The organism is Nocardia sp. NPDC050406 (genome assembly GCF_044459025.1).
Classification (GTDB): Bacteria; Actinomycetota; Actinomycetes; order Mycobacteriales; family Mycobacteriaceae; genus Nocardia.
The window spans coordinates 1,750,419-1,776,595 of sequence record NZ_JBITIM010000001.1; the positions used below are offsets into that span (position 1 = coordinate 1,750,419).

General features: G+C 67.1%; 24 protein-coding genes. 9 read left to right on the forward strand and 15 right to left on the reverse strand.

Annotated features, from left to right (window positions below):
* The first annotated feature begins 32 nt into the window (after positions 1–32).
* On the forward strand, positions 33–1,595 hold the full coding sequence (locus ACIBH2_RS08370; RefSeq protein ID WP_397114818.1) for a flavin-containing monooxygenase: 1,563 nt from the start codon (positions 33–35) through the stop codon (positions 1,593–1,595).
* A gap of 9 nt (positions 1,596–1,604) precedes the next feature.
* Entirely contained in the window at positions 1,605–2,507 is a 903-nt protein-coding gene (locus tag ACIBH2_RS08375; protein WP_397114820.1) for an aminoglycoside phosphotransferase family protein, read from the forward strand.
* Between the two features lie 217 nt (positions 2,508–2,724).
* Here the strand turns inward: ACIBH2_RS08375 and ACIBH2_RS08380 are convergent, their stop codons facing one another.
* From ACIBH2_RS08380 to ACIBH2_RS08410, 7 genes are all read right to left on the reverse strand, one after another.
* Positions 2,725–3,870, reverse strand: coding sequence for an acyl-CoA dehydrogenase family protein (locus ACIBH2_RS08380; protein ID WP_397114822.1), 1,146 nt, complete (start codon positions 3,868–3,870; stop codon positions 2,725–2,727).
* Positions 3,871–4,025: 155 nt separating this feature from the next.
* Positions 4,026–4,886 (reverse strand): lysophospholipid acyltransferase family protein, encoded by an 861-nt coding sequence (locus ACIBH2_RS08385; protein ID WP_397114824.1) that lies wholly within the window; start codon positions 4,884–4,886, stop codon positions 4,026–4,028.
* Between the two features lie 119 nt (positions 4,887–5,005).
* Positions 5,006–6,481: a GTPase HflX gene (gene hflX, locus ACIBH2_RS08390; protein WP_397114826.1), complete on the reverse strand. Its 1,476-nt coding sequence runs from the start codon at positions 6,479–6,481 to the stop codon at positions 5,006–5,008.
* A gap of 63 nt (positions 6,482–6,544) precedes the next feature.
* Complete coding sequence (gene dapF, locus ACIBH2_RS08395; RefSeq protein WP_397114828.1) at positions 6,545–7,447, reverse strand: diaminopimelate epimerase; 903 nt, start codon at positions 7,445–7,447, stop codon at positions 6,545–6,547.
* 5 nt (positions 7,448–7,452) lie between these two features.
* A complete protein-coding gene (locus ACIBH2_RS08400; protein WP_397114830.1) occupies positions 7,453–8,262 on the reverse strand; it encodes a TrmH family RNA methyltransferase in 810 nt (269 codons plus the stop codon).
* Positions 8,259–9,179, reverse strand: coding sequence for a tRNA (adenosine(37)-N6)-dimethylallyltransferase MiaA (miaA, locus tag ACIBH2_RS08405; protein ID WP_397114832.1), 921 nt, complete (start codon positions 9,177–9,179; stop codon positions 8,259–8,261). The genes ACIBH2_RS08400 and miaA overlap by 4 nt, the downstream gene beginning before the upstream one ends.
* Positions 9,176–9,925, reverse strand: coding sequence for a hypothetical protein (locus tag ACIBH2_RS08410; protein WP_397114834.1), 750 nt, complete (start codon positions 9,923–9,925; stop codon positions 9,176–9,178). The genes miaA and ACIBH2_RS08410 overlap by 4 nt, the downstream gene beginning before the upstream one ends.
* Positions 9,926–10,100: 175 nt before the next feature.
* Here ACIBH2_RS08410 and ACIBH2_RS08415 point away from each other — a divergent pair, with 175 nt between their 5' ends.
* Entirely contained in the window at positions 10,101–11,474 is a 1,374-nt protein-coding gene (locus ACIBH2_RS08415) for a DUF349 domain-containing protein (protein WP_397114836.1), read from the forward strand.
* A gap of 5 nt (positions 11,475–11,479) precedes the next feature.
* Complete coding sequence (locus ACIBH2_RS08420) at positions 11,480–11,824, forward strand: hypothetical protein (protein ID WP_397114838.1); 345 nt, start codon at positions 11,480–11,482, stop codon at positions 11,822–11,824.
* A gap of 7 nt (positions 11,825–11,831) precedes the next feature.
* Here the strand turns inward: ACIBH2_RS08420 and ACIBH2_RS08425 are convergent, their stop codons facing one another.
* Positions 11,832–12,419 carry a hypothetical protein gene (locus ACIBH2_RS08425; protein ID WP_397114840.1) on the reverse strand — a complete coding sequence of 196 codons (588 nt, stop codon included), beginning with the start codon at positions 12,417–12,419 and terminating at the stop codon, positions 11,832–11,834.
* Between the two features lie 80 nt (positions 12,420–12,499).
* Positions 12,500–14,026, reverse strand: a complete 1,527-nt coding sequence (gene miaB / locus ACIBH2_RS08430) for a tRNA (N6-isopentenyl adenosine(37)-C2)-methylthiotransferase MiaB (RefSeq protein ID WP_397116898.1) — start codon at positions 14,024–14,026, stop codon at positions 12,500–12,502.
* Positions 14,027–14,226: 200 nt separating this feature from the next.
* On the opposite strand from miaB, the gene ACIBH2_RS08435 reads away from it, so the two are divergent.
* From ACIBH2_RS08435 to ACIBH2_RS08450, 4 genes are all read left to right on the forward strand, one after another.
* Entirely contained in the window at positions 14,227–14,955 is a 729-nt protein-coding gene (locus ACIBH2_RS08435) for an amino acid ABC transporter ATP-binding protein (RefSeq protein ID WP_397116900.1), read from the forward strand.
* 32 nt (positions 14,956–14,987) lie between these two features.
* On the forward strand, positions 14,988–15,821 hold the full coding sequence (locus tag ACIBH2_RS08440) for a glutamate ABC transporter substrate-binding protein (RefSeq protein WP_397114842.1): 834 nt from the start codon (positions 14,988–14,990) through the stop codon (positions 15,819–15,821).
* 78 nt (positions 15,822–15,899) lie between these two features.
* Positions 15,900–16,580, forward strand: coding sequence for an amino acid ABC transporter permease (locus ACIBH2_RS08445; protein ID WP_397114844.1), 681 nt, complete (start codon positions 15,900–15,902; stop codon positions 16,578–16,580).
* On the forward strand, positions 16,577–17,467 hold the full coding sequence (locus ACIBH2_RS08450) for an amino acid ABC transporter permease (protein WP_397114846.1): 891 nt from the start codon (positions 16,577–16,579) through the stop codon (positions 17,465–17,467). Before ACIBH2_RS08445 ends, ACIBH2_RS08450 begins: the two co-directional genes overlap by 4 nt.
* A 49-nt stretch (positions 17,468–17,516) precedes the next feature.
* Here ACIBH2_RS08450 and ACIBH2_RS08455 read toward each other — a convergent pair whose 3' ends face one another.
* Positions 17,517–18,734, reverse strand: a complete 1,218-nt coding sequence (locus ACIBH2_RS08455) for a cytochrome P450 (RefSeq protein WP_397114848.1) — start codon at positions 18,732–18,734, stop codon at positions 17,517–17,519.
* Positions 18,735–18,855: 121 nt separating this feature from the next.
* On the opposite strand from ACIBH2_RS08455, the gene ACIBH2_RS08460 reads away from it, so the two are divergent.
* Positions 18,856–19,572, forward strand: coding sequence for a helix-turn-helix transcriptional regulator (locus tag ACIBH2_RS08460; protein WP_397114850.1), 717 nt, complete (start codon positions 18,856–18,858; stop codon positions 19,570–19,572).
* Between the two features lie 957 nt (positions 19,573–20,529).
* On the opposite strand, the gene ACIBH2_RS08465 is transcribed toward ACIBH2_RS08460, so the two are convergent.
* The 5 genes from ACIBH2_RS08465 to ACIBH2_RS08485 all read right to left on the reverse strand — a co-directional run bounded on the left by ACIBH2_RS08465 (position 20,530) and on the right by ACIBH2_RS08485 (position 26,170).
* A complete protein-coding gene (locus ACIBH2_RS08465; protein ID WP_397114852.1) occupies positions 20,530–22,116 on the reverse strand; it encodes a DUF222 domain-containing protein in 1,587 nt (528 codons plus the stop codon).
* A 253-nt stretch (positions 22,117–22,369) separates the two neighbouring features.
* Positions 22,370–22,996, reverse strand: coding sequence for a recombination regulator RecX (recX, locus tag ACIBH2_RS08470; protein ID WP_397114854.1), 627 nt, complete (start codon positions 22,994–22,996; stop codon positions 22,370–22,372).
* A gap of 424 nt (positions 22,997–23,420) precedes the next feature.
* Complete coding sequence (gene recA / locus ACIBH2_RS08475) at positions 23,421–24,458, reverse strand: recombinase RecA (protein ID WP_397114856.1); 1,038 nt, start codon at positions 24,456–24,458, stop codon at positions 23,421–23,423.
* Positions 24,459–24,616: 158 nt separating this feature from the next.
* Entirely contained in the window at positions 24,617–25,639 is a 1,023-nt protein-coding gene (locus ACIBH2_RS08480; RefSeq protein WP_397114858.1) for an Lrp/AsnC family transcriptional regulator, read from the reverse strand.
* Between the two features lie 78 nt (positions 25,640–25,717).
* Positions 25,718–26,170 (reverse strand): nuclear transport factor 2 family protein, encoded by a 453-nt coding sequence (locus tag ACIBH2_RS08485; protein WP_397114860.1) that lies wholly within the window; start codon positions 26,168–26,170, stop codon positions 25,718–25,720.
* Positions 26,171–26,177: the final 7 nt, after the last annotated feature.

Below are 26,177 nucleotides of genomic sequence, written 5' to 3' on the forward strand. Positions count from 1 at the left end.
TCAATATGACAGTGCCGTAAGTAGGAGTGCTCATGACCGCATCAGTCCCGCTCGCCGACCGCCACCACTCGTCCACCAACCCCGATCACGAGGTCGCCGTACTGGGCGGAGGGCTCGGCGGGCTCGGTGCGGGAGCCATGCTCACCCGGGCGGGGATCGACGACTTCGTCATTGTCGAAGGCTCGCAGCGTCTCGGCGGGACCTGGCGCGACAATGTCTATCCCAATGTCGCCGTTGATGTTCCGTCGCTCGCGTACCAGTTCTCGTTCGAGATGTACCCCGAGTGGACGCGGGTGTTCGCCCCCGGCGAGGAGATTCGACGCTACGTCGACCACATCGCCGACACGTACCGGCTCCGGCCACGCTGCCGGTTCGCCACCACCGTCCTCGGTCTCGACTACGACGAGGACAGGCAGTGGTGGCGGGTGCGGACCTCACGCGGAACCCTCACCGCCCGATACGTGATCACCGCGCTGGGCGGGCTCACCGAACCGAAACTGCCCGATATCGCCGGGCTCGCCGCCTTCGGCGGCCCGGTCGTGCACTCCGCGCGGTGGCCCAGTGATCTGGAGGTGGCCGGGAAGCACGTCGCCATCATCGGCACCGGCGCGAGCGCGGTGCAGATCGTGCCCTGGCTCGCCGAGCACGCGGCGCGCACGTCGGTGTACCAGCGCACACCGATCTGGGTGATGCCCAAGGCCGATCTCGCGATCCCGCGGCCGCTGCGCTGGGCGCTGGACCGCGTCCCCGGTCTGCACACCGCGATGTACCTGCTGATCTCGGCGGCCGCCGAGGTGCTCATGACGCTGGGAGCGGTGTACAACCGGCAACTGCGGCCATTGACCCGGCTGGTGGAGACGCTCGGCCGACTCTATCTGCGACGACAGGTACCCGATCCCCAACTGCGCGACAGCCTCACCCCCACATACGGTTTCGGCTGCAAACGACCGACCATGTCCAACGACTACCTACGCGCGTTCGGCCGCGGCGACGTCGAACTGGTGACCGCGCCGATCGAGTCGGTGACGACCACCGGAATCCGCACCGCCGACGGGCGACACCGCGAGGTCGACCTCATCGTGTGCGCCACCGGCTTCCTGGTGACCGAGGCGGAGAACATGCCGAGGGTGCCGACCGTCGGACGAGACGGCAAGGACCTGGGCACCTTCTGGGAGCAACACCGCCTCCAGGCCTACGAGGGAACCACGGTGCCGGGTTTCCCAAACCTGTTCCACACCTTCGGCCCATACTCGGTCATCGGCACATCCTGGCTCTTCATGATCGAATACCAAGTCACACACGCCATTCGGGTCATCACAGAGACCCAGCGGCGCGGCGCGATCAGCGCCGAAATCCGCCGCGAACACCACGACGCGTACTTCCGCGACGTCCTGCGCCGAATGCGCGACACCGTCTTCTTCGCCAACAACTGCACGACATCCCACAGCTACTACTTCGACCGCCACGGCGACGCACCCCTACTGCGCCCCTCGACCATGTTCGAAGCATGGTGGCGAGCAAGGCATTTCGACCTCGACCACTACGCCTACCGCACCGCCGCACCGCCACACGCCGAGCCCCTCGCCGCTTCCTAGGGTGGCTTCATGATCGAGATCCCGGCGGCCTTCGCAGAAGCCAAGGCACGAGACGAAGGACGGCGCGGACGCGCCTGGATCGCGCAACTTCCCCTGCTGATAGACGAGTTGCTACAGCGCTGGTCCTGCACCCCGGTCGGCCCAGTGATGCACGGACAGGTCGGAATCGTGGTGCCGGTGCACCACCGCGACCTGCCACCCTCGGTCATCAAGGTATCGTTCCCACACCCCGGCAACAGCCACGAACCGGATGGCTACACAGCCTGGCAAGGCCAAGGCGCGACGCACCTGTTCGCCCGCGCCGACGAGCATTTCGCGATGCTGCTCGAACGCACGTCCCAGCGCACTCTCGCCACCATCACCAATCCAGAACAAGCCCTGGTGATCCAAGGCCGACTCTCCCACCGGCTCTCCGTCGCCGCGCCCCCGGAACTCCCCAAACTGTCCGACCGAACCGCGGAGTGGGAGCGCAAGATTCTTTCCACCGCAGCGATATTCGGGCACCCTCTCCCCACCGCGGTGATGGATACCGCCCTGGCCACGCTGCGCGAACTCGGACCCGAGCAACCCGACACTCTCGTGCACGGCGACCTCCACGATGCCAACATCCTGGCCTCGGATAGGGAACCCTGGCTCGCGGTCGACCCGAAGGTCTACGTCGGCGACCCAGCCCATGAGGCACTCAACGTCATTCGCAGTCCTCGCTTCGCGGACCTGCTCCGATCCGCGGACATGCGGCGAGGACTACGTCGACTGCTCGATATCTATTGCGACGCAGCCCAACTCGACATCGAACGAACCCGCCGCTGGCTCCAGTTCGGAGCAGTCCGCGAAGCGATGTGGGGACGCCGCCACAACGATCCCGAATGGCTGATCCACGCCACCGATCACCTTGCCGAAGCACTCCTCTGACCTGGTTCACCACGCCCGAGGCCACCCGGCTGTTCGGTTCGCGAGATCAGCGACGCCAGGCTCGCAGACAACCAGCGATGAACCCGCCCGCTGCGGCGAGCAGAGCAGCGCCCGCTCTTGTTCGAGTTCTTCGCTGTCATGCCCTGTAAACGGCTGGCACACAGGTGATCTCGAGGCGGCACGGTGGCCGCCTCGAGAATAGCGAAACCGGCTGAGCTCAGGCCAGTTTCAGGCTGCGGCCGATGATCTCCTTCATGATTTCGGTGGTGCCGCCGTAGATGGTTTGGACGCGGGCGTCCATGTAGGCCTTGGCGATGGGGTATTCGCGCATGTAGCCGTAGCCGCCGTGGAGTTGCAGGCACTTGGTGATGAGGTCGACCTGTTCCTCGGTGCTCCACCACTTGGCCTTGGCGGCGTCTTCGACCGAGAGCTTCTCCTGGTTGAGCAGGGTGATGCAGTGGTCGACGAAGACGCGGACGGCGGTGGTCTTGGTGGCCAGTTCGGCGAGGACGAAGCGGGTGTTCTGCTGGGCGCCAATGGGTTTGCCGAAGGCCTTGCGGTCGCGGACGTACTGGCAGGTGAGGTCGAGGCAGCCTTCCATGGCGGCGGCGGCCATGACGGCGATGGACATGCGCTCCTGCGGGAGGTTCTGCATGAGGTGGATGAAGCCCATGCCCTCGGTGCCGAGCAGGTTCTTGCCGGGGACGCGCACGTTGTCGAAGGACAGTTCGGCGGTGTCCTGGGCCTTGAGGCCGATCTTGTCGAGATTGCGGCCGCGGCTGAAGCCGGGCATATCGCGCTCGACCACCAGCAGCGAGAAGCCCATCGCGCCCTTCTCGGGATCGGTCTGGGCGACCACGATCACGATATCGGCGTTGATGCCGTTGGTGATGAAGGTCTTGGAGCCGTTGAGGATCCAGTCGTCGCCGTCCTTGACCGCGCGGGTCTTGATGCCCTGCAGATCCGAACCGGTGCCGGGCTCGGTCATGGCGATGGCGGTGATGATCTCGCCGGAGCAGAAGCCCGGCAGCCAGCGCGCCTTCTGCTCGTCATTGGACAGCTCCAGCAGGTACGGCGCGATGACGTCGTTGTGCAGCGAGAAGCCCAGGCCCGAGTACATGGCCTTGGTGACCTCCTCGGTCACGATGGAGTTGTAGCGGAAGTCCTTCACTCCGCCGCCGCCGAACTCCTCGGGCACGGCCATTCCGAGGAAGCCCTGCTTACCGGCCTCCAGCCAGACCGCGCGATCGACGATGCCCGCCTCCTCCCACTGCTCGTGGTACGGGGCGACGTGCTGATCCAGAAACTTGCGGAAGGACTCCCGGAACAAGTCGTGTTCGGGTTCGAAAAGGGTGCGCTCCACGCCAACCTCCATAGTGACCACAGCGGCAACGATGCCTGTGCCCCATACGGTACACGGAAGTCGAATGGCGGTTCACTTCTGACCCCGGAAAACCGGTCCGAACTGCGATACTCAGGGGAGAATGCGCGCTCGGACCGATCGGAACCCCGGTAAACCTATACGCGTTCGAGCGCCTGCATCGCGCGGCCGAACAGGCTGCGCCCACGGTCCTGGTCACGCTGGCTGAGCAGGAATTTCAGCTCCTCTTCGAGGGCCTTGCGCACCACATCGCGCAATTCGCTGGCCGCCTCTTCGGGATCGGAGGCCTCGGCCCACGCACTGGTGTCGATGGGATCGCCGAGCGAGAAGTAGAACCGCTCCGGCTTGGGCAGCAGCGTCGGGCCGAGCCCGCGAATCAGCGGCGGCGTGAGGCTGGCGCGCAACCCCAACGCCTCCACCAGATTCCGCACCGGGCGCATGGCCGGATGCGCGCCGTCGAAGACCACGTCGTACACATCGTCGCCGCCGATCATGGCCATGGGCACGATGGGTGCGCCCGTCTCGATGGCCATGCGCGCGAATCCGGTGCGGCCCCGCCAATCCAGCACGTACTTGCGCTGTTTGCCGCTCATGGCTTCCCGGCCCCCGCCGGGAAAGACGGCCACGATCTCGCCCTGCCGCAGCAGCGTCGTGCAATTGTGTCGATTCCCGCGCACGATGCCGAAGCGCTGCAACGCATCCCGCAGCCCCGGCACGTCGATGAGGACGTTCTCGGCCAGCCCCCGCGCCAGCCGTCCGGTGCGGCGCAGGATCTCGTGCGCCAACATGGGCGCGTCGAGTCCACCCGCCAGGGTGTGGTTGCCGACCAGCAGTACCGGCCCCTCGGTCGGCAACTTCTCGAGGCCGTGGAATCGCGGACTGAACCAGGTGCGACCGGGCACCCCGAGAACATCCAGGATGCGCCGGTCGGTATCGGAGAGCCGGACGTGCAGCGGCGCGCCGTCGGTGAGCGCCGGTCGATCGTTCTTATCGGACAAATACGTGACGTTTCCGGACACGAATGTTCCCTCCCTGCAAGAAATTCGATTACGCCATGGTAACGAAAACCACTGCAGGGCACCGACTGTGGGGTACCTACCCCGAAACGTGACTCAGCTCACCCGACGTGCGCGTATTCGGTGAGCACCGCCGCCAGCGCACGCGGCACCCGGGCGCGCACCTGCGTACCCGCTTCCACGTGTTCGGAGGTCAGAATGCGGCCGTCGGCGTGAATCCGCGAGAGCAGATCGCCACGCGAATACGGCAGCAGCACAGTGACTTCCACATCCAGTCCGCCGAGAATCTCGCCGAGCCGGTCGCGCAGCTCCTCGAGCCCCGCACCCGTGCGCGCGGAGACGAACACCGCCTTGGGCAGCGCACCGCGCAGCTGGGTCAGCTCCATCGGATCGAGCGCGTCGATCTTGTTGACCACCAACAGCTCTTCCGGAGCCGGGCTGTCGGTCTCGCGCAGCACCTCGGTGATGACCTCGCGCACCGCCTTGATCTGCTGATCGGGCAGCGGGTCGGAGCCATCCACCACGTGCAGCAGCAGATCCGCGCCGGTCACCTCTTCGAGGGTGGAGCGGAAGGCCTCGACCAGCTGCGTCGGCAGATGGCGCACGAAGCCGACGGTATCGGTGAACACGACCTCGCGGCCGTCCTCGAGCGCGGCCCGACGGGTGGTCGGATCCAACGTCGCGAACAGCGCGTCCTGCACCAGCAGTCCCGCGCCGGTGAGCGCGTTCATCAGACTGGATTTGCCTGCATTGGTGTAGCCGACAATGGCGACCTGCGGAATCCCGCTCTCGGTACGACGCGCCCGCTTGGTATCGCGCGCGGTCTTCATGTCGCGAATCTCGCGGCGCAGCTTGGCCATTCGCTCGCGAATGCGGCGACGGTCGGTTTCGATCTTGGTCTCACCGGGACCACGCAGACCCACACCGCCATTGCTGCCCGCGCGACCACCGGCCTGCCGGGACATGGACTCACCCCAACCGCGCAGCCGCGGCAGCATGTACTCCATCTGCGCGAGCGAGACCTGCGCCTTGCCCTCGCGCGAGGTGGCGTGCTGGGCGAAGATGTCGAGAATCAGCGCGGTTCGGTCGATCACCTTGACCTTGACGACCTTCTCCAGCGCGGTCAGCTGCGCGGGGGTCAGCTCACCGTCGCAGATCACCGTGTCCGCGCCGGTCTCGAGCACCACCGAGCGCAGCTCCTCGGCCTTGCCGGAGCCGATGTAGGTGGCCGGGTCCGGCTTGTCGCGGCGCTGAATGAGCGCCTCGAGCACCTCGGAACCGGCGGTCTCGGCCAGCGCGGCCAGCTCGGTCATGCTGGAATCGGCCTGCGCGGCCGTGCCCTCGGTCCAGACGCCGACCAGCACGACGCGCTCGAGGCGCAGCTGGCGGTACTCGACCTCGGTGATATCGGTGAGCTCGGTCGACAGACCGGCGACGCGGCGCAGGGCGCTGCGTTCATCGAGTTGCAATTCACCGACCGTCGGATCGGCGGTCCAACCGTTGCGACCGTTGTCGCCGTCGCGGTTGTCGTCGAACTCCTCGGCCGGAGTGAACTCGTAGGTTTCTTGTTTACTCATACGCCTCCATGGTCCCACGAAGGAACGAGAAGGCGCATTCGGTTATTTCCCGGCCGCGATTCGTCAGCCGAGGTCCTGCCACCACTTGGCCGAGATCCGGCCGGTCGCGAGCAGCACCGAGGGGCCGCGCAGGGTCGCGGACCCGTGGTCGATGACGACGGTGACCTCGCCGCCCGGAATGCGCACGCGCACCTCGCCGACCTCGGTATCGAGGTCCACGCCGTCACGGATCAGCGCCGCGGCGGCGGTCGCGACGGTCCCCGTCCCGCAGGACCGGGTCTCGCCTACGCCGCGTTCGTACACGCGCATATCTACGGCACCGTCGTGCAGCGGCGTGAGGATCTCGACATTCACCCCGTGCGGGAAGAAGTCACGGTCGAAGGTCGGGGGCCTGGTCAGGTCGAGCTCCGCGAGCGAGGCGACGGTCAGGGTCGGATCGACACACGCCAGATGCGGATTGCCGACGTCGATGCCGAGACCGGTGAATTCCCGGCCGTCGAGCGTGGCGCTGGACTGCCCGAGGCGGCGCACGCGACCCATGGCCACGGTCACCTCACCGTGTACGGCGTCCGCGTGGTGGACGACGACCGGACGGGCACCGGCGCGGCTGCCGACCACGAATTCCGTGCGCTGCTCCAGGCCGGTGGCGACGAGGTAGTGGGCGAACACGCGCACGCCATTTCCGCACATCTCGGCGATGGAGCCGTCGGCATTGCGGTAGTCCATGAACCAGTCCTCGGCGGCGACGCCTTCGGGCAGGTCGGCGAGGACACCGGTGTCGACGAGCGCACCCGCGCGCACCACCCGCAGCACACCGTCCGCGCCGAGGCCGCGCTGACGGTCGCACAGCGCCTCGACCCGCGCCTCGGTCAACTCCAGCCAGGCGTCCGGATCGGGCAGGACGACGAAATCGTTCTGCGTGCCATGGCCTTTGCTGAATTCGATATCAGCGTTCTCGCTCGTCATAGTCCTCACCGCAACATCCGGCGTTGCCGGGAAATTTCGTACAGGGCCACCGCCGCGGCCGACGGTGCGCCGAGCGAGCCGTCGGTCGGAATCCGCACCAGCTCGTCGCACACCGACGCCCAGCCCGCGCCGAGGCTCTCCGTCTCGTCACCGAGCACCAGGATGGTCGCGCCGCCGAAATCCAGCTCGTCGAGCGCCATCCCACCGCGATCGTCACCGCCGACGATACGGGGGTCGCAGCCGCGCGCCTCCAGGGTGTCCCGAAACGCGCTCACCTGGCTGGCGCCGGGGACGCGGAAGACCGGCAGGGCGAACAGCGCGCCGTCGGAGGCGCGCACGGCCTGCGGGTCGAAATGATCCGCGCCGGAACCGGTCACGATGACACCGGCCGCACCGAAGGCGGCGGCCGAACGCACCAGCGCGCCCAGGCGCAGCGCCGAGGAGGGACGGTCGATGACCACGACCACGGGCGGTTCCTCGGGGCTGCCGGGGGCGAAGTCCGCGAGTTCGGTCTGCCGCGACACCGCGATGGCGACCAGTTCCGGCACCGCTTCGGAGGGTTCGGCGAGTTCGGCCATGAGCTCGGGCACCAGCCCGACGCTGGGCACCCCGCTGGTGTCGAGCACCTTGCGCGCCCACTCGGAGGGTTCCGGCGCACCCAGCCGGTAGACGAGAGTCTCCAGGGGCCAAGCGGATTCGAGGGCGCGGGCGATGGCGCGTTTCCCGTGGACGAGGAATCGGCCGTCGCGGGTGCGTTTGGTGCGGTTGTTCAGGTAGCCCTGCCAGACCTGTACCGAGGCGTTGCGCTGCGTCACTTGCGGATTCGTTCCTCTTCCTCGAGGAGGGCCAGCGTCGTCACCGCCAACCGCGGATCCGCGCCGTCCACCCAGTGCACCCGGGGATCTCGGCGGAACCACGAGCGCTGTCGTCGAACATAGCGCCGGGTGCCGATGAGGGTGCGCTCCTGTGCATGGTTCAGGTCGTATTCGTTGTCCAGGTACGCGAGGACTTGTGCGTAGCCGATGGCGCGGCGGGCGGTAACCCCTTCGCGCAGACCGCGATCGAGCAGTCCGACCACCTCGTCGACCAGCCCGGTGGCGAACATGGTCGCGGTGCGCAGCTCGATGCGGGCGTCGAGTTCGGCGGTGTCGCGGTCGACGCCGACAATGGTGGCGCCCCAGCGCGGCTCACCGATGGTCGGCTGGGAGGCGGCGAAGGGCTGGCCGGTCAGCTCCACCACCTCGAGGGCGCGCACCATACGACGGCCGTCGGTGGGGAGAATGGTCGCGGCCGCCACCGGGTCGGCCGCCTTCAGCGCCTCGTGCAAGGCCACCAGCCCTTCGTCGGCGAGCAGGGCCTCCCACTTCGCGCGCACCTGCGGGTCGGTGGCCGGGAAATCCCAATCATCCAGCAGCGCTTGCACATACATCATGGAGCCGCCCACGATGATCGGGGTGTGCCCGCGCGCCATGATCGCCTCCACATCGGCGCGGGCGGCGGTCTGGTAGGCGGCGACGGTGGCGTATTCGGTGACCTCGAGGACGTCGAGTTGATGGTGCGGGATGCCGCGCCGCTGGTCGGGCGGCAGCTTCGCGGTGCCGATATCCATGCCGCGGTACAGCTGCATGGCGTCGATATTGACGATCTCGCCGTCCAGCCGCTGCGCCAGATCCAGTGCCAGATCCGACTTTCCGGTGGCGGTGGGGCCGACCACGGCGATCGGACGGATCACCGCGCGTCCTCGGGCAGCCATAGTCCGACGTGGTAGCCGACGCCGAAAGGAGCTGCGGCATAGCTGGTTTCGATGTGCGGTGCATCGGCGGTGAACAGCCCGGCCAGCGCCTGGAAGGCCGGGCGTCCCGCCACGTGGAGTTCGGCGCACAGCTCGGAATCCAAGGCCGCCAGGGCCTTCCGGTCCCCCGCCGTCAGCGCCCGGTCGATCTCGGCCTGGACCGCTTCGGCGCGTTCGTCGAAGTACCGCGGCGAGGCGGTGGTGAGGGTTGCCGCACCGTCGCCCACGACCAGGACGCCGTAGGGTTCGGCCTCCGCGTCGAGCTTCTCGCGCAGTGCCGCACCGAATTCGGCGGCGCTCGCGGCGGGCGTGTCGGCCGCCAGCAGATGCGCCCGCGCCTCGGTCTCGGTCGCCACCTGTCCGCGGAGCCAGGCACCGATCAGCACCGGCAGCGGCAGACTCGGATCGGCCGCGGTGTCGTTGGCCAGGGCGGCGGCCGAGAGGCCAACGCGCACGTCGACTCCGAAGCCTCGGAAGGTGCCCACGGCCTCCGAGCCGACATGCCGGTCGGTATCGGAAACACCGACGACGACCCACCGCGACGCCCGCCGCGCGAGGTCCCTACCGACCCCCAGGACGGCCGCGCGCAGCGCCGTCACCTCGGCACCCTCCGCCACACCCGCGGCACCGCCCAATTCGGGCACCAGCACGGGTGGCGAGGGGACCAGGGCCGCAACATGGAACACGCCGTCAACCGTAGCGCTAACCCGCCACACCAGCCCCACCCCGTCCGGACCGCCGCGCGGTGACGCGGCCCGCAAACGCAGCATTTCGCTACCCGGCCTGGTTGAATGGGGTCAAGCTAGTGGGATGACCAGGGCGTAACCAGGCAGCCGTGACGCGCGGCAGGGACGAGGAGCAATGACCGACAACAGCGGAAACGAGAAAGCTACCCACCCGGAGTCGACCCCGACGCCTCAGCCTGGCGCGGCCGCTGCCAAGCGACCCAAGCCCCACGCCGTCAAGCCCGCGCCCGGCCAGACCCACGCCCACCCGCACGCGGTGGTGGTGCCCACCGTCAGCGATCCCAGCAAATGGGGGCGCGTCGACGAGGACGGAACCGCCTGGGTGAAGACCCCCGAGGGCGGTGAACGCATTGTCGGCTCCTGGCAGGCCGGTGACGCCGCCGAGGGGCTGGCGCACTTCGGTCGCCGCTTCGACAACCTCGCCACCGACGTGGTGCTCCTGGAAGAGCGGCTCGCCGCCGGAGCCGACGCCCGCAAGATCAAGGCCGATGCCGCCGCGCTTGCCGAAACGTTGCCGACCGCGTCGGTCATCGGCGATATCGAGGGTCTGGCCAAGCGCCTGCGGGCCATTATCGAACACTCCGACGAGGCGGCCGCGCACGCCAAGGAGGAGAAGGAACGCACCCGGCACGAGCACACCGAGCGCAAGGAAGCCCTGGCCGCCGAGGCCGAGCAGATCGCCGCCGAATCCACCCAGTGGAAGGCCGCGGGCGATCGGCTGCGCGAGATCCTCGACGAGTGGAAGACCATTCGCGGCGTGGACCGCAAGGTCGACGACGCGCTGTGGCGGCGCTTCTCCAAGGCCCGCGAGGCGTTCAACCGCCGCCGCGGCGCGCACTTCGCCGAACTCGACCGGGAACGCGCCGCCGCCAAGACCCGCAAGGAAGAGCTGTGCGTGCGGGCCGAGGAGCTGTCGACCTCCACCGACTGGGCGGGTACGGCCGCGGTCTTCCGCGATCTGCTCACCGAGTGGAAGGCCGCCGGACGCGCGCCGCGCGAGGCCGATGAGCAGTTGTGGCGGCGGTTCAAGGCCGCCCAGGACGTGTTCTTCGCCGCACGCAATTCGGCAGCCTCCGAACGCGATGCGGAGTTCGAGCACAATGCGGCGGCCAAGGAAGAGCTGCTGAAACACTACGAGCACATCGATCCGGAGAACGGACTCGATGCGGCCCGCGCGGCGCTGCGGGAACTCCAGGAGAAGTGGGACGCCATCGGCAAGGTGCCGCGCGAACGCATTCACGAACTCGAGGGCCGCCTGCGCGCCATCGAGAAGCGGGTGCGCGAAGCGGTGGACGCGCAGTGGCGGCGCACCGACCCGGAGGCCATGGCGCGGGCGGCCCAGTTCCGCGAGCGGGTGGCGCAATTCGAGGAACAGGCCGCGAAGGCCCAGGCCGCGGGCAAGACCCGCGACGCGGAAAAAGCACTGGAACAGGCGAAACAATGGCGGGAATGGGCCGAAGCGGCCGAAGGTGCGGTCAGCCAGCGCTGAGCGGCGTGATCGAGACCGACTTCGAGGACGAGACCCTCGAAGTCGGGTGGTGGCCGACGGCAGGCGGATCGGCGAAGACTCCGACCTGGCTGAGAAACAGCGGGGCGTTGGTCCTTGGAGTCTTCAGCGGAATCGTGTTGACGATCGTGTGCGTCGTCGCCTTGGTACAGGTGGTGTCGTTCTTCGCGGTCGTGATCGGTCCGTTTGTCGCCGCGGTGATCTGGCTACTCGTCGCCGCCAGCACCACGATCGGCATGCGCCGCGAGGGCTGGACTCCGGCCAAACTGTGGTTCCTGGCCGGAGGGGGCATCATTCCCTGCTTCTACGCCGTCCTGATGCTCACCGGCTAGCGACGGCTCACTTGTCGTCGCCGGTGAGCCACTTGCGGTCCTTCTCCTCGGCCTGCGCGGCGGCCTGACGGCGCTGCTCCTCGGCCTCCAGGTGCAGGACGGTGCGACTCCACACCACGCGCACCCAGTGGAAGGTGAGCACGATGGCGGCGATGGTCGCCAGAATCAGGCCGATGCCCGGACCCGCACCCTGGTAGTTGCCCAGCCCCGGGGTCTGGCGGTGCCAGATGGAGAACACGCCGAATACGCACGAGACGGCCGTACCCGCGACCGCGATCCACGCCAGCGCCCAGCGCCGGGTCACCAGCGCGGCCAGCGAGAAACCGATGCCGAAGACCACCACGAACCACTCGAACAGCCGCGACGGCAGGCCGATGTGCTCGTTCTGGGCGGCGGCGTCGTAGAGCAGCACGTCGAAGCCGCGGGCGTCACCGGCGTGCGGGAGCACCAGCGAGAGCAGCAGCACGAAGACGGCACCGGCCACGACCATGGCGCGCACGCCCGGATCGATCTCACCGGCGATCTTGCGTTCGACCGCTTCGAGCTCGGAACGGAACTGTTCGAAATCCTGGCGGTCCTGCGGCGCTGACTTCATCGTCTCCTCGTTCGGCTCCGGGGCTGAATTGTCCTGTGACGCTTGGTCTTCGGGGTGTTCGTCCCCGCCGGGGCGCTCGGTCATGACACCGCGCAGCCCGAGTCGCAGCCGGAGACAACGGGTTCCGGGGCGGGCGCGCCGATCCGCGGCAGTCCCAGACCCACGCCGATGGGCGCGGTCTTGGGCGTGATGCCGCGCTCGCTGGCGTCGCCCGCGCGGGTGCGGCGATGATCGCGCACCTCGCTGTCGGCGATGAGGTGATGCGGCGCGGCACCGGTGATGTCGACGGTGATCAGATCGCCCGGACGGATCTCGGTACCCGGGGCCGGGTCGGCCGGGGGCCGGAAGTGCACCAGCCGACCGTCACGCGCCCGCCCGCTCATGCGCGCGGTGGCGGCGTTCTTCTTGCCCGCGCTGCTCTCGGCGACCAGCAACTCCACCTCGGTGCCGATCAGCGCCTGATTCGCCTCGAGCGAGATCTGCTCCTGCAGTGCGATGAGCCGCATGTAGCGCTCCTGCACCACTTCCTTGGGCAGCTGATCGGGCATCTCCGCGGCGGGCGTACCGGGGCGGATGGAGTACTGGAAGGTGTAGGCGCTGGTGAACCGGGCCTGGCGCACCACATCCAGGGTCTCCTGGAAGTCCTCCTCGGTCTCGCCGGGGAAGCCCACGATGATGTCGGTGGTGATGGCCGCGTGCGGCATCGCGGCGCGGACCTTCTCGATGATGCCCAGGAACTTGGTCTTGCGGTACGAGCGCTTCATGGCCTTGAGCACCCGGTCGGAGCCGGACTGCAACGGCATGTGCAGCTGCGGGCAGACATTCGGGGTCTGCGCCATCGCCTCGATGACGTCATCGGTGAACTCGGCCGGATGCGGGGAAGTGAAGCGCACGCGCTCGAGGCCCTCGATGGAGCCGCAGGCGCGCAGCAGCTTCGCGAACGCGCCGCGGTCGCGCTGTTCGGTCGGGTCGGCGAAGGAGACGCCGTAGGCGTTCACGTTCTGGCCCAGCAGTGTCACCTCGAGCACACCCTGGTCGACCAGCACCTGCACCTCGGCGAGCACGTCACCGGGTCGGCGGTCCACCTCCTTGCCGCGCAGCGACGGCACGATGCAGAAGGTGCAGGTGTTGTTGCAGCCCACCGAGATCGACACCCAGCCCGCGTAAGCCGATTCGCGCTTGGCGGGCAGCGTGGAAGGGAACGCCTCCAGCGACTCGATGATCTCGACCTGCGCCGCTTCGTTGTGGCGGGCGCGCTCCAACAGCACCGGCAGCGAGCCGATGTTGTGCGTGCCGAACACCACATCCACCCAGGGGGCCTTCTTCACGACGGTGTCGCGGTCCTTCTGGGCGAGGCAGCCGCCGACGGCGATCTGCATGCCGGGCCGCTCGGCCTTGATGGGCGCGAGGTGGCCGAGGGTGCCGTAGAGCTTGTTATCGGCGTTCTCGCGCACCGCGCAGGTATTGAAGACCACCAGGTCAGCGGTGTCGCCCGGGGCGGCCTTGCGGTAGCCCGCGTCCTCGAGCAGGCCCGAGAGGCGTTCGGAATCGTGCACATTCATCTGGCAGCCGTAGGTGCGCACCTCGTAGGTGCGCGCGGCGTCCAGTTCCACCGAGTCACGTGCCGAAACCTGTGCCAACGAATTCACCTGTCCAGGGTAAAGGCTGCGGCTTCGGAGGTTACGGCCCGGTGTCGAGTCGGGGCGCAGTCGGGCTGCGAGGACCAAAGACGAGCATTTCGGGCACTGGCCCTCTAAGGTCACTGGTCATGACCGACGCCGTCCCGTCCCTCACCAAAGACGCGCCGATGATCTCGATGCGCTCGGTGGACAAGCACTTCGGTGCCCTGCACGTATTGCAGGACATCAATCTCGAGGTCCCGAAAGGGCAGGTCGTCATCGTGGTGGGGCCTTCGGGCTCCGGCAAGTCGACGCTGTGCCGCACCATCAATCGGCTCGAGACCATCGACTCCGGCACCATCGCGATCGATGGCGTGCAACTGCCCGCCGAAGGCAAGGCCCTGGCCAGGCTCCGCGCCGATGTGGGCATGGTGTTCCAGAGCTTCAACCTGTTCGCGCACAAGACCATCCTCGACAACGTCATGCTCGCGCCGGTGAAGGTGCGCGGGCTCGACAAGGCCAAGGCCCGCGCTCGCGCCATGGAGCTGCTCGAGCGCGTCGGCATCGCCAATCAGGCCGACAAGTATCCGGCGCAGCTCTCCGGCGGCCAGCAGCAGCGTGTGGCCATCGCCCGCGCGCTGGCCATGGATCCGAAGGTCATGCTCTTCGACGAGCCCACCTCCGCACTCGACCCGGAGATGGTGTCGGAGGTGCTCGAGGTCATGGTCCAGCTCGCCAAGGACGGGATGACCATGGTCGTGGTCACCCACGAGATGGGCTTCGCGCGCCGCGCGGGCAATCGCGTGCTGTTCATGGACGGCGGCCAGATCGTCGAGGACACCGACCCCGACTCGTTCTTCACGGCACCGAAATCCGAACGCGCCAAGGACTTCCTCGGCAAGATCCTCAGTCACTGACGCCACCCGTATTCACCAGAGAGAAGGTTTCGATGAGGCTCAAGAAGACGCTCCGGCTCGCCGCCGGGGTGATCGCGCTCGCGGTCGTCGCCAGCGGATGCGGCGGCGGCAGCGACAAGACCGCCAGCCAGAACGCCGCCGACGGCAAGCTCACCATCGGCATCAAGTACGACCAGCCGGGTCTGAGCCTGCGCAACAAGGACGGCTCGTTCAGCGGCTTCGACGTCGATGTCGCCACCTACGTGGCCGAGCAGCTGGGCGTGAAGCCGGAGAACATCACGTTCAAGGAAGCGCCGTCCGGTCAGCGCGAAACGCTCATCGAGAACGGGCAGGTCGACTACATCGTCGGCACGTACTCGATTACCGACAAGCGCAAGGAGAAGGTCGATTTCGCCGGGCCGTACTACGTGACCGGCCAGTCGCTGCTGGTGCGTTCGGACAACACCGATATCACCGGCGCGGAGTCGCTCAACGGCGGCAAGAAGCTGTGCTCGGTCAAGGGCTCGACCCCCGCGCAGAACGTGAAGGACAAGTACGCGCAGTCAGTGCAGTTGCAGGAGTACGACACCTACTCGCTGTGCGTGGAGGCGCTGAAGGCCGGTGCGGTGGACGCGCTCACCACCGACGACATCATTCTGCGCGGTTTCGCGGCGCAGAACCCGGGCGCGCTGAAGGTGGTCGGCGACCCGTTCACCATCGAGAAGTACGGCATCGGCGTGAAGAAGGGTGACACCGAATCGCGCAACAAGATCAACGACGCGATCGAGTCCATGCTCTCCAGCGGGGCCTGGGCTGCGGCACTGGAGAAGAACTTCGGCAGCACCGGATACAAGGTGCCCGCTCCGCCGCAGGTGGACCGGTACTGAGCTGATTGACGTGCGCGCCGGGCGGAAGCGATTCCGCCCGGCGCGCAACGCACTTCGATCGAAAGGGTTGCGTCTGCCGTGTTCGATTTGATCTCGGACTATCAGGACCGACTGCTCGACGCGTTCTGGGTGACCATCAAACTGACCGTCCTCTCCGGAATCGGGGCCCTCATCCTGGGCACCATCGTCGCCGGTATGCGGGTGGCCCCCGTGCCGATCGCACGGTGGGTGGGCACCGCGTACGTGACCATCTTCCGCAACACCCCGCTCACACTGATCATGGTGTTCTGCTCGCTGGGCCTGTACTCGCAGCTCGGCATCAAGCTCGCCGGTGAGGGGCCGAACGACCTGGCGGAGAACAACTTCCGCTTCGCCGTCCTCGCATTGAGCGTCTACACCGCCGCTTTCGTGTGCGAGTCGCTGCGCTCGGGCATCAATACGGTGCCGCTCGGGCAGTCCGAGGCGGGGCGCTCGCTCGGGTTCACGTTCTTGCAGAATCTGCGAATGGTGGTGCTGCCGCAGGCTTTCCGCGCGGTCATCGCACCGCTGGGCAGCGTGCTCATCGCCTTGACCAAGAACACGACCATCGCCTCCGCGATCGGTGTCGGTGAGGCCGCGCTGCTCATGGCGGAGATGATCGAGACCAATGCCGCCACGCTGGCCATCGGTGCGATCTTCGCGGCCGGATTCGTGATTCTGACTCTGCCCACCGGCCTGTTCTTCGGCTGGCTGGCCAAGCGATTCGAGGTGGCCCGATGAGCGCGATCTCCGTTCTCTACGACGCGCCCGGCCCCAAGGCGCGGGTGCGCAACTGGATCTACTCGGTAGTGGTCGCCGCGGCGATCCTGGTCGCCGGGTGGCTCGTCTTCAAGGCGCTGGACGAGAAGGGACAGTGGGCGGCCGAGAAGTGGAAGCCCTTCCTGGAATCGCAGATCTGGACGACCTATCTGTTCGAGGGCCTGAAGGGCACACTCACGGCGGCCGCGATGTCGATCGTGTTCGCCTTGGTGCTCGGCATGCTGTTCGGCATCCTGCGGCTCTCCGACCACCGGTCCATTCGGATCGTGGCGGGCACCATCGTGGAGATCGCCCGCGCCATCCCGGTGCTGATCCTGATGATCTTCCTGTTCGCCGTGTACTCCCAATACAACCTGTTCCCCAATGAGCAGCTGGCGCTGGCGGCCGTGGTGACCGCGCTGACCGTCTACAACGGCTCGGTCGTGGCCGAGATCGTGCGGTCGGGCATCAAGTCGCTGCCGAAGGGGCAGACCGAGGCCGCCGTGGCGCTCGGTATGCGCAAGACGCAGGTGATGACCTTCATCCTGCTGCCGCAGGCGGTGACGGCCATGCTGCCCGCCCTGGTATCGCAAATGGTGGTGGCGCTGAAGGATTCGGCGCTCGGCTACCAGATCACCTTCCTCGAAGTGGTTCGCTCCGGTGCGCAGTTGGGTGCGGCCGAGCAGAACACCTTCCAGTCGCTGCTGGTGGTCGCGGCCATCATGATCGTGCTCAACTACACGCTCACCTGGGTCGCGACGCGGCTGGAGCGATGGCTGCGCACGCGCAAGCGGGGCAGCCGGACCGTGGTGGGCGCGGATACCTCGCTCAATGTGCCCGGCATGGATATCACTTCCGGCAAGGCGTAATTCGCGCTTCGAAGGGCGGTGGCGACTCCTGGTCGCCGCCGCCCTTCGTTCATCCTCGGGGGCGCACCGGCAGCGCGGACATCCCGCGAATGAGCAGGCTGTGCTGCCAGTGCGGGGTGAAAGCGGCGTCGGCCAGTGCGAGATCCGGGAAGCGTCGCAGCAGCGACCGGAAGGCGATATCGGCCTCCAGGCGGGCGAGAGGTGCGCCGACGCAGAAGTGGATGCCGTGGCCGAAGGCCAGATGTCCGGCGGAATTGGCGGTGACGTCGAGTCGGTCGCCGCCGTGGTAGCGGGCCGGGTCACGGTTGGCGGCGGCGAGTGCGATATAGACGAATTCGCCTGCGGGGATATCGGTTCCGCCGATGGTGACGGGTTCGTGGGTGTAGCGGATGGTGGCCCAGCCGACCGGGCCGTCGTAGCGCAGGAACTCCTCCACCGCCGCTGGGACGGCGTCCGGGTCGGCGCGCAGGGCGTCCCATTGGGATCTGTTGCGCAGCAGGGCGTGTGTGCCGTTGCCGATGAGATTGACCGTGGTCTCGTGCCCGGCGACCAAGAGCAGGAAGGCCATGGCGACGAGTTCCTGTTCGTCGAGGCGGTCGCCGTCCGGGCCGGGTTGGACGAGTTCGGAGAGCAGATCCTCGCCCGGGTGGATCCGCTTGTCCACCATCAGCTTTCGCAGGTACTCGGTCATGCCGCGCGTCGCCGCCGCGCGTTCGTCCATGGTGCCGCCGGAGCTCACCAGGATTCGCGTCCAGGCTTGGAAGTCGTCGCGCTCGTCGACCGGGACGCCCAGTAGTTCGCAGATCACGGTGACGGGCAAGGGGTTTGCGAAGACCGCCATGAGGTCGACCTCGTCGTGAGCGGCCATATCGTCGAGCAGGGCGGCGGTGATCTGCTCGATGCGGGGGCGCAGGGTGGCGACGCGGCGGGGCAGGAAGGCCTTGTTGACGAGTTTGCGCAGGCGGGTGTGCGCGGGTGGATCGGTGTTGAGCATGTGGGTGGCGAGCGCTTGGGCGTTGGCGTCGGTCAGGGTGCGAGTGTTCTTCTGTCGGAACAGGTCGTAGAGGGCGTCGGAGCCCTTGCGCAGCCTCGGGTCGGCCAACGCCGCCCGGCCTTCCGCGTGCCCGATGATCACCCAGGAGGGCGCGCCGCCCGGGAAGCGAATGCGATGCACCGGGCCGTGGGCGCGCCAGCGGTCGTAATAGACGTGTGGGTCGGCATAGAAGTCCTCCCCCACCATCTTGATCGGTTCCGTGATCTCGCCCATGCCGTCCTCCTCCACCACCCCGGGACCCGCTGTGGCGACAACGCTACCGAAAGCGCTGGAGGACCGCCGTTTTCGCAGTTGGCGGCCGAACTTGTCGGTGGGTTGGGTGAGAATGCCGGGCGTGACGAAGACCGAGCGGCTCTACGCGCTCGCCGAGGAACTCCGCGCGTACAGCCCGCGCCCCCGGACCGCGCGCCAACTGGCGGCGCGGCTGGACGTGACCACCCGGACCATCGTGCGCGATATCGCGGCGTTGCAGCAGTCCGGATTGCCGGTCGTGGCGATGACAGGCCCGAACGGCGGATACGCCTTGGCGCGCGGCAGCACCCTGGCCCCGGTGTCCCTGACCCCAACCGAGGCGACAGCCCTGATCATGGCGCTCCCCATGCTGCGCGGCACACCTTTCGAACGCTCGGCCCGCGCGGCGGTACACAAGGTGCTCGCGGTCTTGCCCGAGAACGATCGAACAACGGCAACAGAACTCACCGACCGAGTGCGGTTGCTCCGCCAGGAAGTCCCACCGGTACCCCCGGAAGTCCTCGAGGCCCTGGTAATGCACCGCCTCCTACGCATGGACTACACAGACCGCAACGGCGACACCACCGCCCGCACCGTCGAGCCCCTCGCCCTACTCGCCGGAGAACACTGGTACCTCTACGCCTGGTGCCAATTGCGCTCCGGCGTCCGAGGATTCCGCCTCGACCGAATCCACACCCCCGAAGTCCTCCCCACCCCCGCACCCCACCGCGACATCGACCTCTCCGCCATCCCCATGAGCAACGGAAAACTCATCGACGTCTCCTCCATAACCGACCTCCCCCTCTCACCCCGCTCCTGACCCCAATTCGCACGGCCTGTGCGTTTGAGTACTCGAAGTGGATTAATTGTAGGAGTGTGTGCATCCACCTCTCAGGACCAGGCAAATGCCCTCGGCGACAAATGCTTTGAACGACATTAATGTGGTTACGTCGCCTGCCTTTCCTGACTTTAGCTGACGCGACCTGGGAGCCGTTAACCTGCGATTCCAGCCGTCGGACTGCACTAATGCTGTTTTAGAGACAATTCACTGAAAGATACACCCGGAGTTGTGGCGCGGCGGGGCCTCCGCCGGGATGTGCCACCCAGGTGGTTCAAGTGAGGAAAGTTTTCCTCCCGGTACAGCTCCCGAGGCGCGAGCGCAGTGGGATTACCTCCCGGCACAACACCCGGGGGCTCGGGCACGGCGGGTTGCCCTCCTGCACAACCCAGAGGGCTCGGCCGCGGTGGGTCGCCTTCCGGGACGACTCCCGGAAACTTGGGCGCGGTGGGTCGTCTTCCGGGACGACTCCCGGAGGCTTGGGCGCGGTGGCTTGCCTTCGGGCACAATCCACGAGGGGCTCGGGCGCGGCCACTTGCCACCCGGCACAACACCCGAGGCCCAGTGCCTGAACCTCCGTGTGTTGTCCCGGACGGCAATCCAGTGCCGGTTAGGCGCTCGAGCAACAGTTCAAGGCTCGAACGCGGTGGAATTACCTGGCACACAACACTTGGGTATTGGGTGCGATGGGATTAGTCCCGGCAGAACTTCCGGGCGCTTAGGAGTCGTGGCTTTACCCCCGGCACAAGTTCCGAGGGTCGGAGCAGTGGGATTGGTTGTCCGACACAAGGCCCGGGGGCTCGGGGGGCGATGGGTCGTCCCGGGGGCTCGGCCGCAGCGGGTTGCCTTCCGACACAACCCACGGGGGTTATGGGGCGACGGGGTTATCCCAGGGCGATTCCCGGGGTCTGGTGCGAGGTTGTCCCTCCTTGGGGACGCTCACCACGGGGGTTGGGAGGCGGCGGGTTCGCTGCTCGACGTTGTGCCCGGTGGTGGTTCTGATGCGGTGGGTGCGCTGCTCTGGGTGATGCCTCGAGGGGCGGGCGCGGTAAAACCATGTGCGGTGGCGCGGGTTTCGCGGAGGTGGCGTGCTTCTATGCGGACGTCGGCCTGATACAGGACCTCGTCGGGATGATGCACGTGGTTGACTTCGAGTAGACCGGTCGGGTCTACGTGGGCGGGGGCTCGCCACCCGACTCTGCCGGGATGGTCCGAGTTCTGGTCGAGGACTTCGGTTTCCCATCCTGAGGTGGTGCCGGTGATTCTGGCGTGGCATTGATCGCACGCCAAGGTCAGGTTTTCGATGTGGGTCAACCCGCCTTGGGCGAAGCCGAGGACATGGTGCATCTGGCACATCGTCGCCGGGGCCGAACACCCGGGACGGGTGCAGCCGCGATCGGTCGCGATGCGCGCGAGGCGCTGCCACTTGTTGGCCAACCGAACGCCGGGTGCGAGGTGCAGGGGCTTGTTCTGGGTGTGGTCGAAGACCATCAGCGTCGGGATCGAGCCTTCGGCCATTTCGAGGGCGGTCTTCATCGGCACCGTCCCGCCGGTGGCGGTCGTGGCGCACCCGGATGCCTTCTCGACGTCCTCGACGGTCATGGTCAGCACGACACTCACGGGGATACCACGGTGCTTGCCAAGCGTTTCCGGGCCACCGTGCTTCAAGTAGGCCAACAGCGCGTCGTGGTTGCGCTGGGCTTGGCTGCGCGTGTCGCGCGCGGCAGCCGCCTCGACGAGGCTGCGGTCGTCCCCATCGGGATCGGCGACCATCGGGCTCTCGGGATCGTCCGGATTGCACATCCCTGGGCGCGCCCACTTCGCGAGCATGGTGTCGAGGAACGCGGTGGCCTCGGGGTTGAGCAGGCCCTTGAATTCGATCATGCCGTCGATGCGTTGGGTGCTGCGCACAAGCGAGCGCATCCGCGCCCGATCCCGGTCCGACGTCAACTTCCCGTCCGGATCCAGGAAGGCCAGGATTCGCGCGCCGACCTTCTTCAACCCATCGGGAGTGCACACGCGTGCCGACTCGACCAGCCGTTCTTCCGCCTCGGTCCGCGACTGCTGTTCGACGCTGGCGGGGATGCGGTCCATGACCGAGATGATCACCCGAACGTGGTCGGCTGAGACCTCGCCCGCGGCTTGCGCGGCCGCGGTGAGCGGCAGTGCCGGTGGCAGGTAGCCGTTGGGGCTGAACCGGCGGTCGTCGAGGTGCTCGGCGGCGTTGGCGCGCGCGGCGGCGTCGCCCTTGGACAGGTTCAACGTCTCCACAAGAAAGCTGCGCACTCCGGCGGTGGGACTGAACCCATAGCGCTGCGCCAACCCACGGTCGGCGACCACTTGCGCGAAGCGATGTTGCATCACAGCGACTTTGCGCGCGAAGCACTCGAATTCACGCATGTGGTCGATGAACTCGTCATCGGACAAAGAAGTCACAGAGTTGTCGAGCAGGGAATCGAGAAGGACGTCGAGGTTCGCCAATGTGGCGACCGCGCCGTTCTCGTTGATTTCCCCACCCGAAGTCATGCATCGATTCTATCGCGAAATGCGTTGTCCCAGTGCAGGAATTATTTCTGATATCGGTATCTTCAAATTCTTCTAATCTCTAAAACAGCATTAGTGCAGTCCGCAGGCTGGAATCGCAGGCCAACGGCACCCAATGTCGCGTCAGCTAAAGTCAGGAAAGCCCCACAACGCAACCCCACTTAATATCGTTCAACCAAACGACCGCCCAAACCACAACCCATCCCCAACATAAGGTAGCCCTCCCCTCCTACATTTAATCCATCTCCAAGAACTCAAACCCCTCCAACTCCCCCTTGACCACAGAAAACGCAACCCCCTGCCCATACCCCCTCCGAGCCAACATCCCCACCAACCTCCGAACAACCTTCTCCCGCTCCAACCCCCGAGGCAACGTCCGCAACTTCCTCCGCACCAACTCCGCCGCCCGCTCCCTCTCATCCTCAGCACTGATCCCCTCCAGCGCCGGTTCCGCATCCTCCTCCGACACCCCCTTGCGCCGAAGCTCCAGCGCCAGCGCCCTCTTCCCCTTCCCAGAGAACGTATGCCGCGACCGCACCCACTCCTCCGCGAATGCCGCGTCATCGATCAACCCGACCTCGGTGAGCCGATCAAGAGCACGATTGGCTACCTCAGCCGAAAACCCTTTGGCCGCAAGCCGATCCGCCAACTCTGCCCGGCTGCGCGCACGATCCCCCAATAGTCGCAAGCAAACATCTTTGGCCTGCGCCACGGTCCCTCCCCCGGGCAACCCCTCCCCGGCCGTTCCACCACCCCGTCCAGAACGCCGCCGCCCCCGCCGCCCCGACTCACCGACTTCAGCAGGGGTCCCGCCGTCGTCGGAAGCAACATCAGCGGAAGCAACACCATCGGAACCGTCCACGCCGTCCGCCCCACCGAGCTCCCCCGAGCCCGAATCCTCTTGCCCCCGAAGAGCCTCAGCCCGCAAACGGCGATCAGCCAACACAGCCTCGAACCGCTCCCCCGCCTCGAGATCTTCCCCCGCTTCGGAAGCGTCCACCCCGGCAGGGGCGAGCGGCGCTTCCTCCCGCCGCCGCCCCCGCCCCGACCGTCGCTTCCCCGCCGTGCTCCCCGCACGCCCGGTCCCCGCCGACGCCTCCCGCGCGAACTCCGCCCCGCCGTACGGCGCGGTGTCGAACGCCCCAGAGCCACTGCCGCGCCCCTGCGCGGCCATCTTGTCCAGCTGCCGTCGCAGCCGTTCGATCGCCTCCAGGCGGGTGTCACCCACCCCCGGCCGGGCAGGCCGGGGGTCGGGGGAATCCCGTTCTGTCATCGAACGATTCGGGTCAGAAGTCGGCCGGAGCCTCGTCACCGGCGGTGACGTCGGCGCCGATGCCGAGCTTCTCCTTGATCTTCTTCTCGATCTCGTCGCGCACGTCGGTGTTCTCCAGCAGGAACTTGCGGGCGTTCTCCTTGCCCTGGCCGAGCTGGTCGCCCTCGTAGGTGTACCAGGAGCCGGACTTGCGGACGAAGCCGTGCTCGACACCCATATCGATGAGCGAGCCCTCCTTGGAGATGCCGTGGCCGTAGAGGATGTCGAACTCGGCCTGCTTGAACGGCGGGCTGACCTTGTTCTTGACGACCTTCACGCGGGTGCGGTTGCCGACCGCGTCGGAGCCGTCCTTGAGGGTTTCGATGCGGCGCACGTCCAGGCGCACCGACGCGTAGAACTTGAGCGCCTTACCGCCGGTGGTGGTCTCGGGCGAGCCGAACATGACGCCGATCTTCTCGCGCAGCTGGTTGATGAAGATGGCGGTGGTGCCGGAGTTGTTCAGCGCCGAGGTCATCTTGCGCAGCGCCTGGCTCATGAGGCGGGCCTGCAGACCGACGTGGCTGTCACCCATCTCGCCCTCGATCTCGGCGCGCGGTACCAGCGCGGCCACCGAGTCGATGACGACGATGTCGATGGCGCCCGAACGCACCAGCATGTCGGCGATCTCCAGCGCCTGCTCACCGGTATCGGGCTGCGAGACCAGCAGCGCGTCGGTGTCGACACCGAGCTTGCGCGCGTAATCGGGATCCAGTGCGTGCTCGGCGTCGATGAACGCGGCCACACCACCGAGGGCCTGCGCATTGGCCACCGCGTGCAGCGCCACCGTGGTCTTACCCGAGGATTCCGGACCGTAGATCTCGACAATGCGGCCACGCGGCAGACCGCCGAGCCCGAGCGCGACATCCAGCGCGATCGACCCGGTCGGAATCACCGAAATGGGCTGGCGCGCCTCCTCGCCCAGACGCATGACCGCGCCCTTGCCGAAGCTCTTCTCGACCTGAGCCAATGCCAGTTCGAGCGCCTTGTCGCGATCAAAAGCCTGTGGTGCCATCGTCGTGGTCCCCTTCTCGATGGGTGAGTCTCAATCTGTGGTTGGCGCCCACGTTAGAGGGCGGCACCGACAAGTTCCGCCGCCAGCTTAGACGAACACCTGTTCGATGCAATCGACACGCCCACCGACACGCAGAATCGATCCGGCAACCGCCCCGCTCACCACGTCGGCGTGATCCGATCACCACCCAACAGCGTCTGCGCCTGCTTGAACACCCGCAGCCCCGTCGTCACCTCCACATCGGTGATCCCTTCCAGCGCCCCCAACCGCTCGGTGAGATAGGCGTACAGGTGCGCGGTATCGCGACAGGTCAGCGCGACCACCAGATTGGTCGGCCCCGTGGTGGCCGCGACGAAGGCGACCTCCGAATGCGTCGCGATGGCCCGCCCCACCGCATCCAGATCGGCGGGCCGAACGCGCAACCACAGCGCGGCCCGCGTGGTGTATCCCATGCGCGACAGCGCGAAGTCGAGATCGAAGTACAGCACCCCCGACACCACCAGTTCCGCCATCCGTCGTGCCACACGCGTTGGCGTCCAACCGGTTTCGGCGGCGATCTGGGCATAGGGCGCGCGCCCGTCCCGCGCCAGTATCGCCAGCATGGTCTCATCGGCGGGTGAGAGCTCGGGCGGCGTATCCGGCCCCGCCATGTCCTGCCAGGACCGCCGAGTCCCCAACTCCCGCAACTGCTCCTCGTCGAACAGCCGACTCCACCGCGGCCACTCCTCGTCGAGCTCGAACCGATGCATCACCTCGTGCGCGACCAGACCGGTGACCTGTCGGGCGCGCGGAATCACCCGCAGCAGCAACGCATCCCGCCGCTCGACGGTCCGAGGACGGCTGATGCACATCACCTCCGACCCCGTCGACAGCAACGACACCCAACTCAAATCGGGCTGCCGCGCAAGCGATTCCGCCAGCCGCACCGCCCCCTCCGGCGTGGAGCGAATGCGCAGCACGAACCGCGCATGCCCGAGCGGCACACTGTTGACCTGCCCGGAGACGTGCACCATCCCACGCTCACGCAGCGACCGATAGCGCCGAGCCACGGTCTGCTCGGAGACATCGAGTATCGCGCCGAGCTTGGCGAACGGGATACGAGCGTCGACGGTGAGCGCGTGCACGATCTGCTTGTCGAGCGTATCGAGAATGGAGGATTCCTCCGGTAGAGCATCCAGCACAGGAGGAATCTAACGCGAATCCCCTCGAATCTGGAGGCTCCATCCGGCTTTCCGTATCGGATTCCGCCGCTCGTGCCACTACCGGATCGGCAGCTCCCACGAGTCGTCCTCCGGCCCACGCGGTCCGAAGATGCGGCGCTCGGCCTCCTCGATCGGGGTGTCGTTGATGCTGGCCTCGCGGCGCGACATCAGGCCCTCCGGGGAGAATTCCCACAGTTCGTTGCCGTAGCTGCGGTACCACTGGTTGTTCTCGTCGTGCCATTCGTACTGGAAGCGGACGGCTATGCGGTTCTCGCGGAAATCCCAGAGTTCCTTGCGCAGGGCGTACCCGTTCTCGGTGGCCCACTTGCGTTTCAGGAAGTCCACGATTTCGGCGCGGCCGGTCATGAACTCATCGCGATTGCGCCACACCGAGTCCTCGGTGTAGGCCTGGGCGACCTTCTCGGGATCGCGGGTGTTCCAGGCGTTTTCGGCGGCGCGGACCTTGGCCTTGGCCGATTCCAGGTCGAAGGGGGGTAGTGGGGGACGCATGAGAGGG

What these genes read in the sequence shown, in the direction of transcription:
- ACIBH2_RS08370 (WP_397114818.1), top strand. Translation starts at nt 33, where the DNA reads ATGACCGCATCAGTCCCGCTCGCCGACCGCCACCACTCGTCCACCAAC.
- ACIBH2_RS08375 (WP_397114820.1), top strand. Translation starts at nt 1,605, where the DNA reads ATGATCGAGATCCCGGCGGCCTTCGCAGAAGCCAAGGCACGAGACGAA.
- hflX (WP_397114826.1), bottom strand. Translation starts at nt 6,481, where the DNA reads ATGAGTAAACAAGAAACCTACGAGTTCACTCCGGCCGAGGAGTTCGAC.
- dapF (WP_397114828.1), bottom strand. Translation starts at nt 7,447, where the DNA reads ATGACGAGCGAGAACGCTGATATCGAATTCAGCAAAGGCCATGGCACG.
- ACIBH2_RS08415 (WP_397114836.1), top strand. Translation starts at nt 10,101, where the DNA reads ATGACCGACAACAGCGGAAACGAGAAAGCTACCCACCCGGAGTCGACC.
- ACIBH2_RS08425 (WP_397114840.1), bottom strand. Translation starts at nt 12,419, where the DNA reads ATGAAGTCAGCGCCGCAGGACCGCCAGGATTTCGAACAGTTCCGTTCC.
- ACIBH2_RS08435 (WP_397116900.1), top strand. Translation starts at nt 14,227, where the DNA reads ATGATCTCGATGCGCTCGGTGGACAAGCACTTCGGTGCCCTGCACGTA.
- ACIBH2_RS08440 (WP_397114842.1), top strand. Translation starts at nt 14,988, where the DNA reads ATGAGGCTCAAGAAGACGCTCCGGCTCGCCGCCGGGGTGATCGCGCTC.
- ACIBH2_RS08450 (WP_397114846.1), top strand. Translation starts at nt 16,577, where the DNA reads ATGAGCGCGATCTCCGTTCTCTACGACGCGCCCGGCCCCAAGGCGCGG.
- ACIBH2_RS08455 (WP_397114848.1), bottom strand. Translation starts at nt 18,734, where the DNA reads ATGGGCGAGATCACGGAACCGATCAAGATGGTGGGGGAGGACTTCTAT.
- ACIBH2_RS08465 (WP_397114852.1), bottom strand. Translation starts at nt 22,116, where the DNA reads ATGACTTCGGGTGGGGAAATCAACGAGAACGGCGCGGTCGCCACATTG.
- recA (WP_397114856.1), bottom strand. Translation starts at nt 24,458, where the DNA reads ATGGCACCACAGGCTTTTGATCGCGACAAGGCGCTCGAACTGGCATTG.
- ACIBH2_RS08485 (WP_397114860.1), bottom strand. Translation starts at nt 26,170, where the DNA reads ATGCGTCCCCCACTACCCCCCTTCGACCTGGAATCGGCCAAGGCCAAG.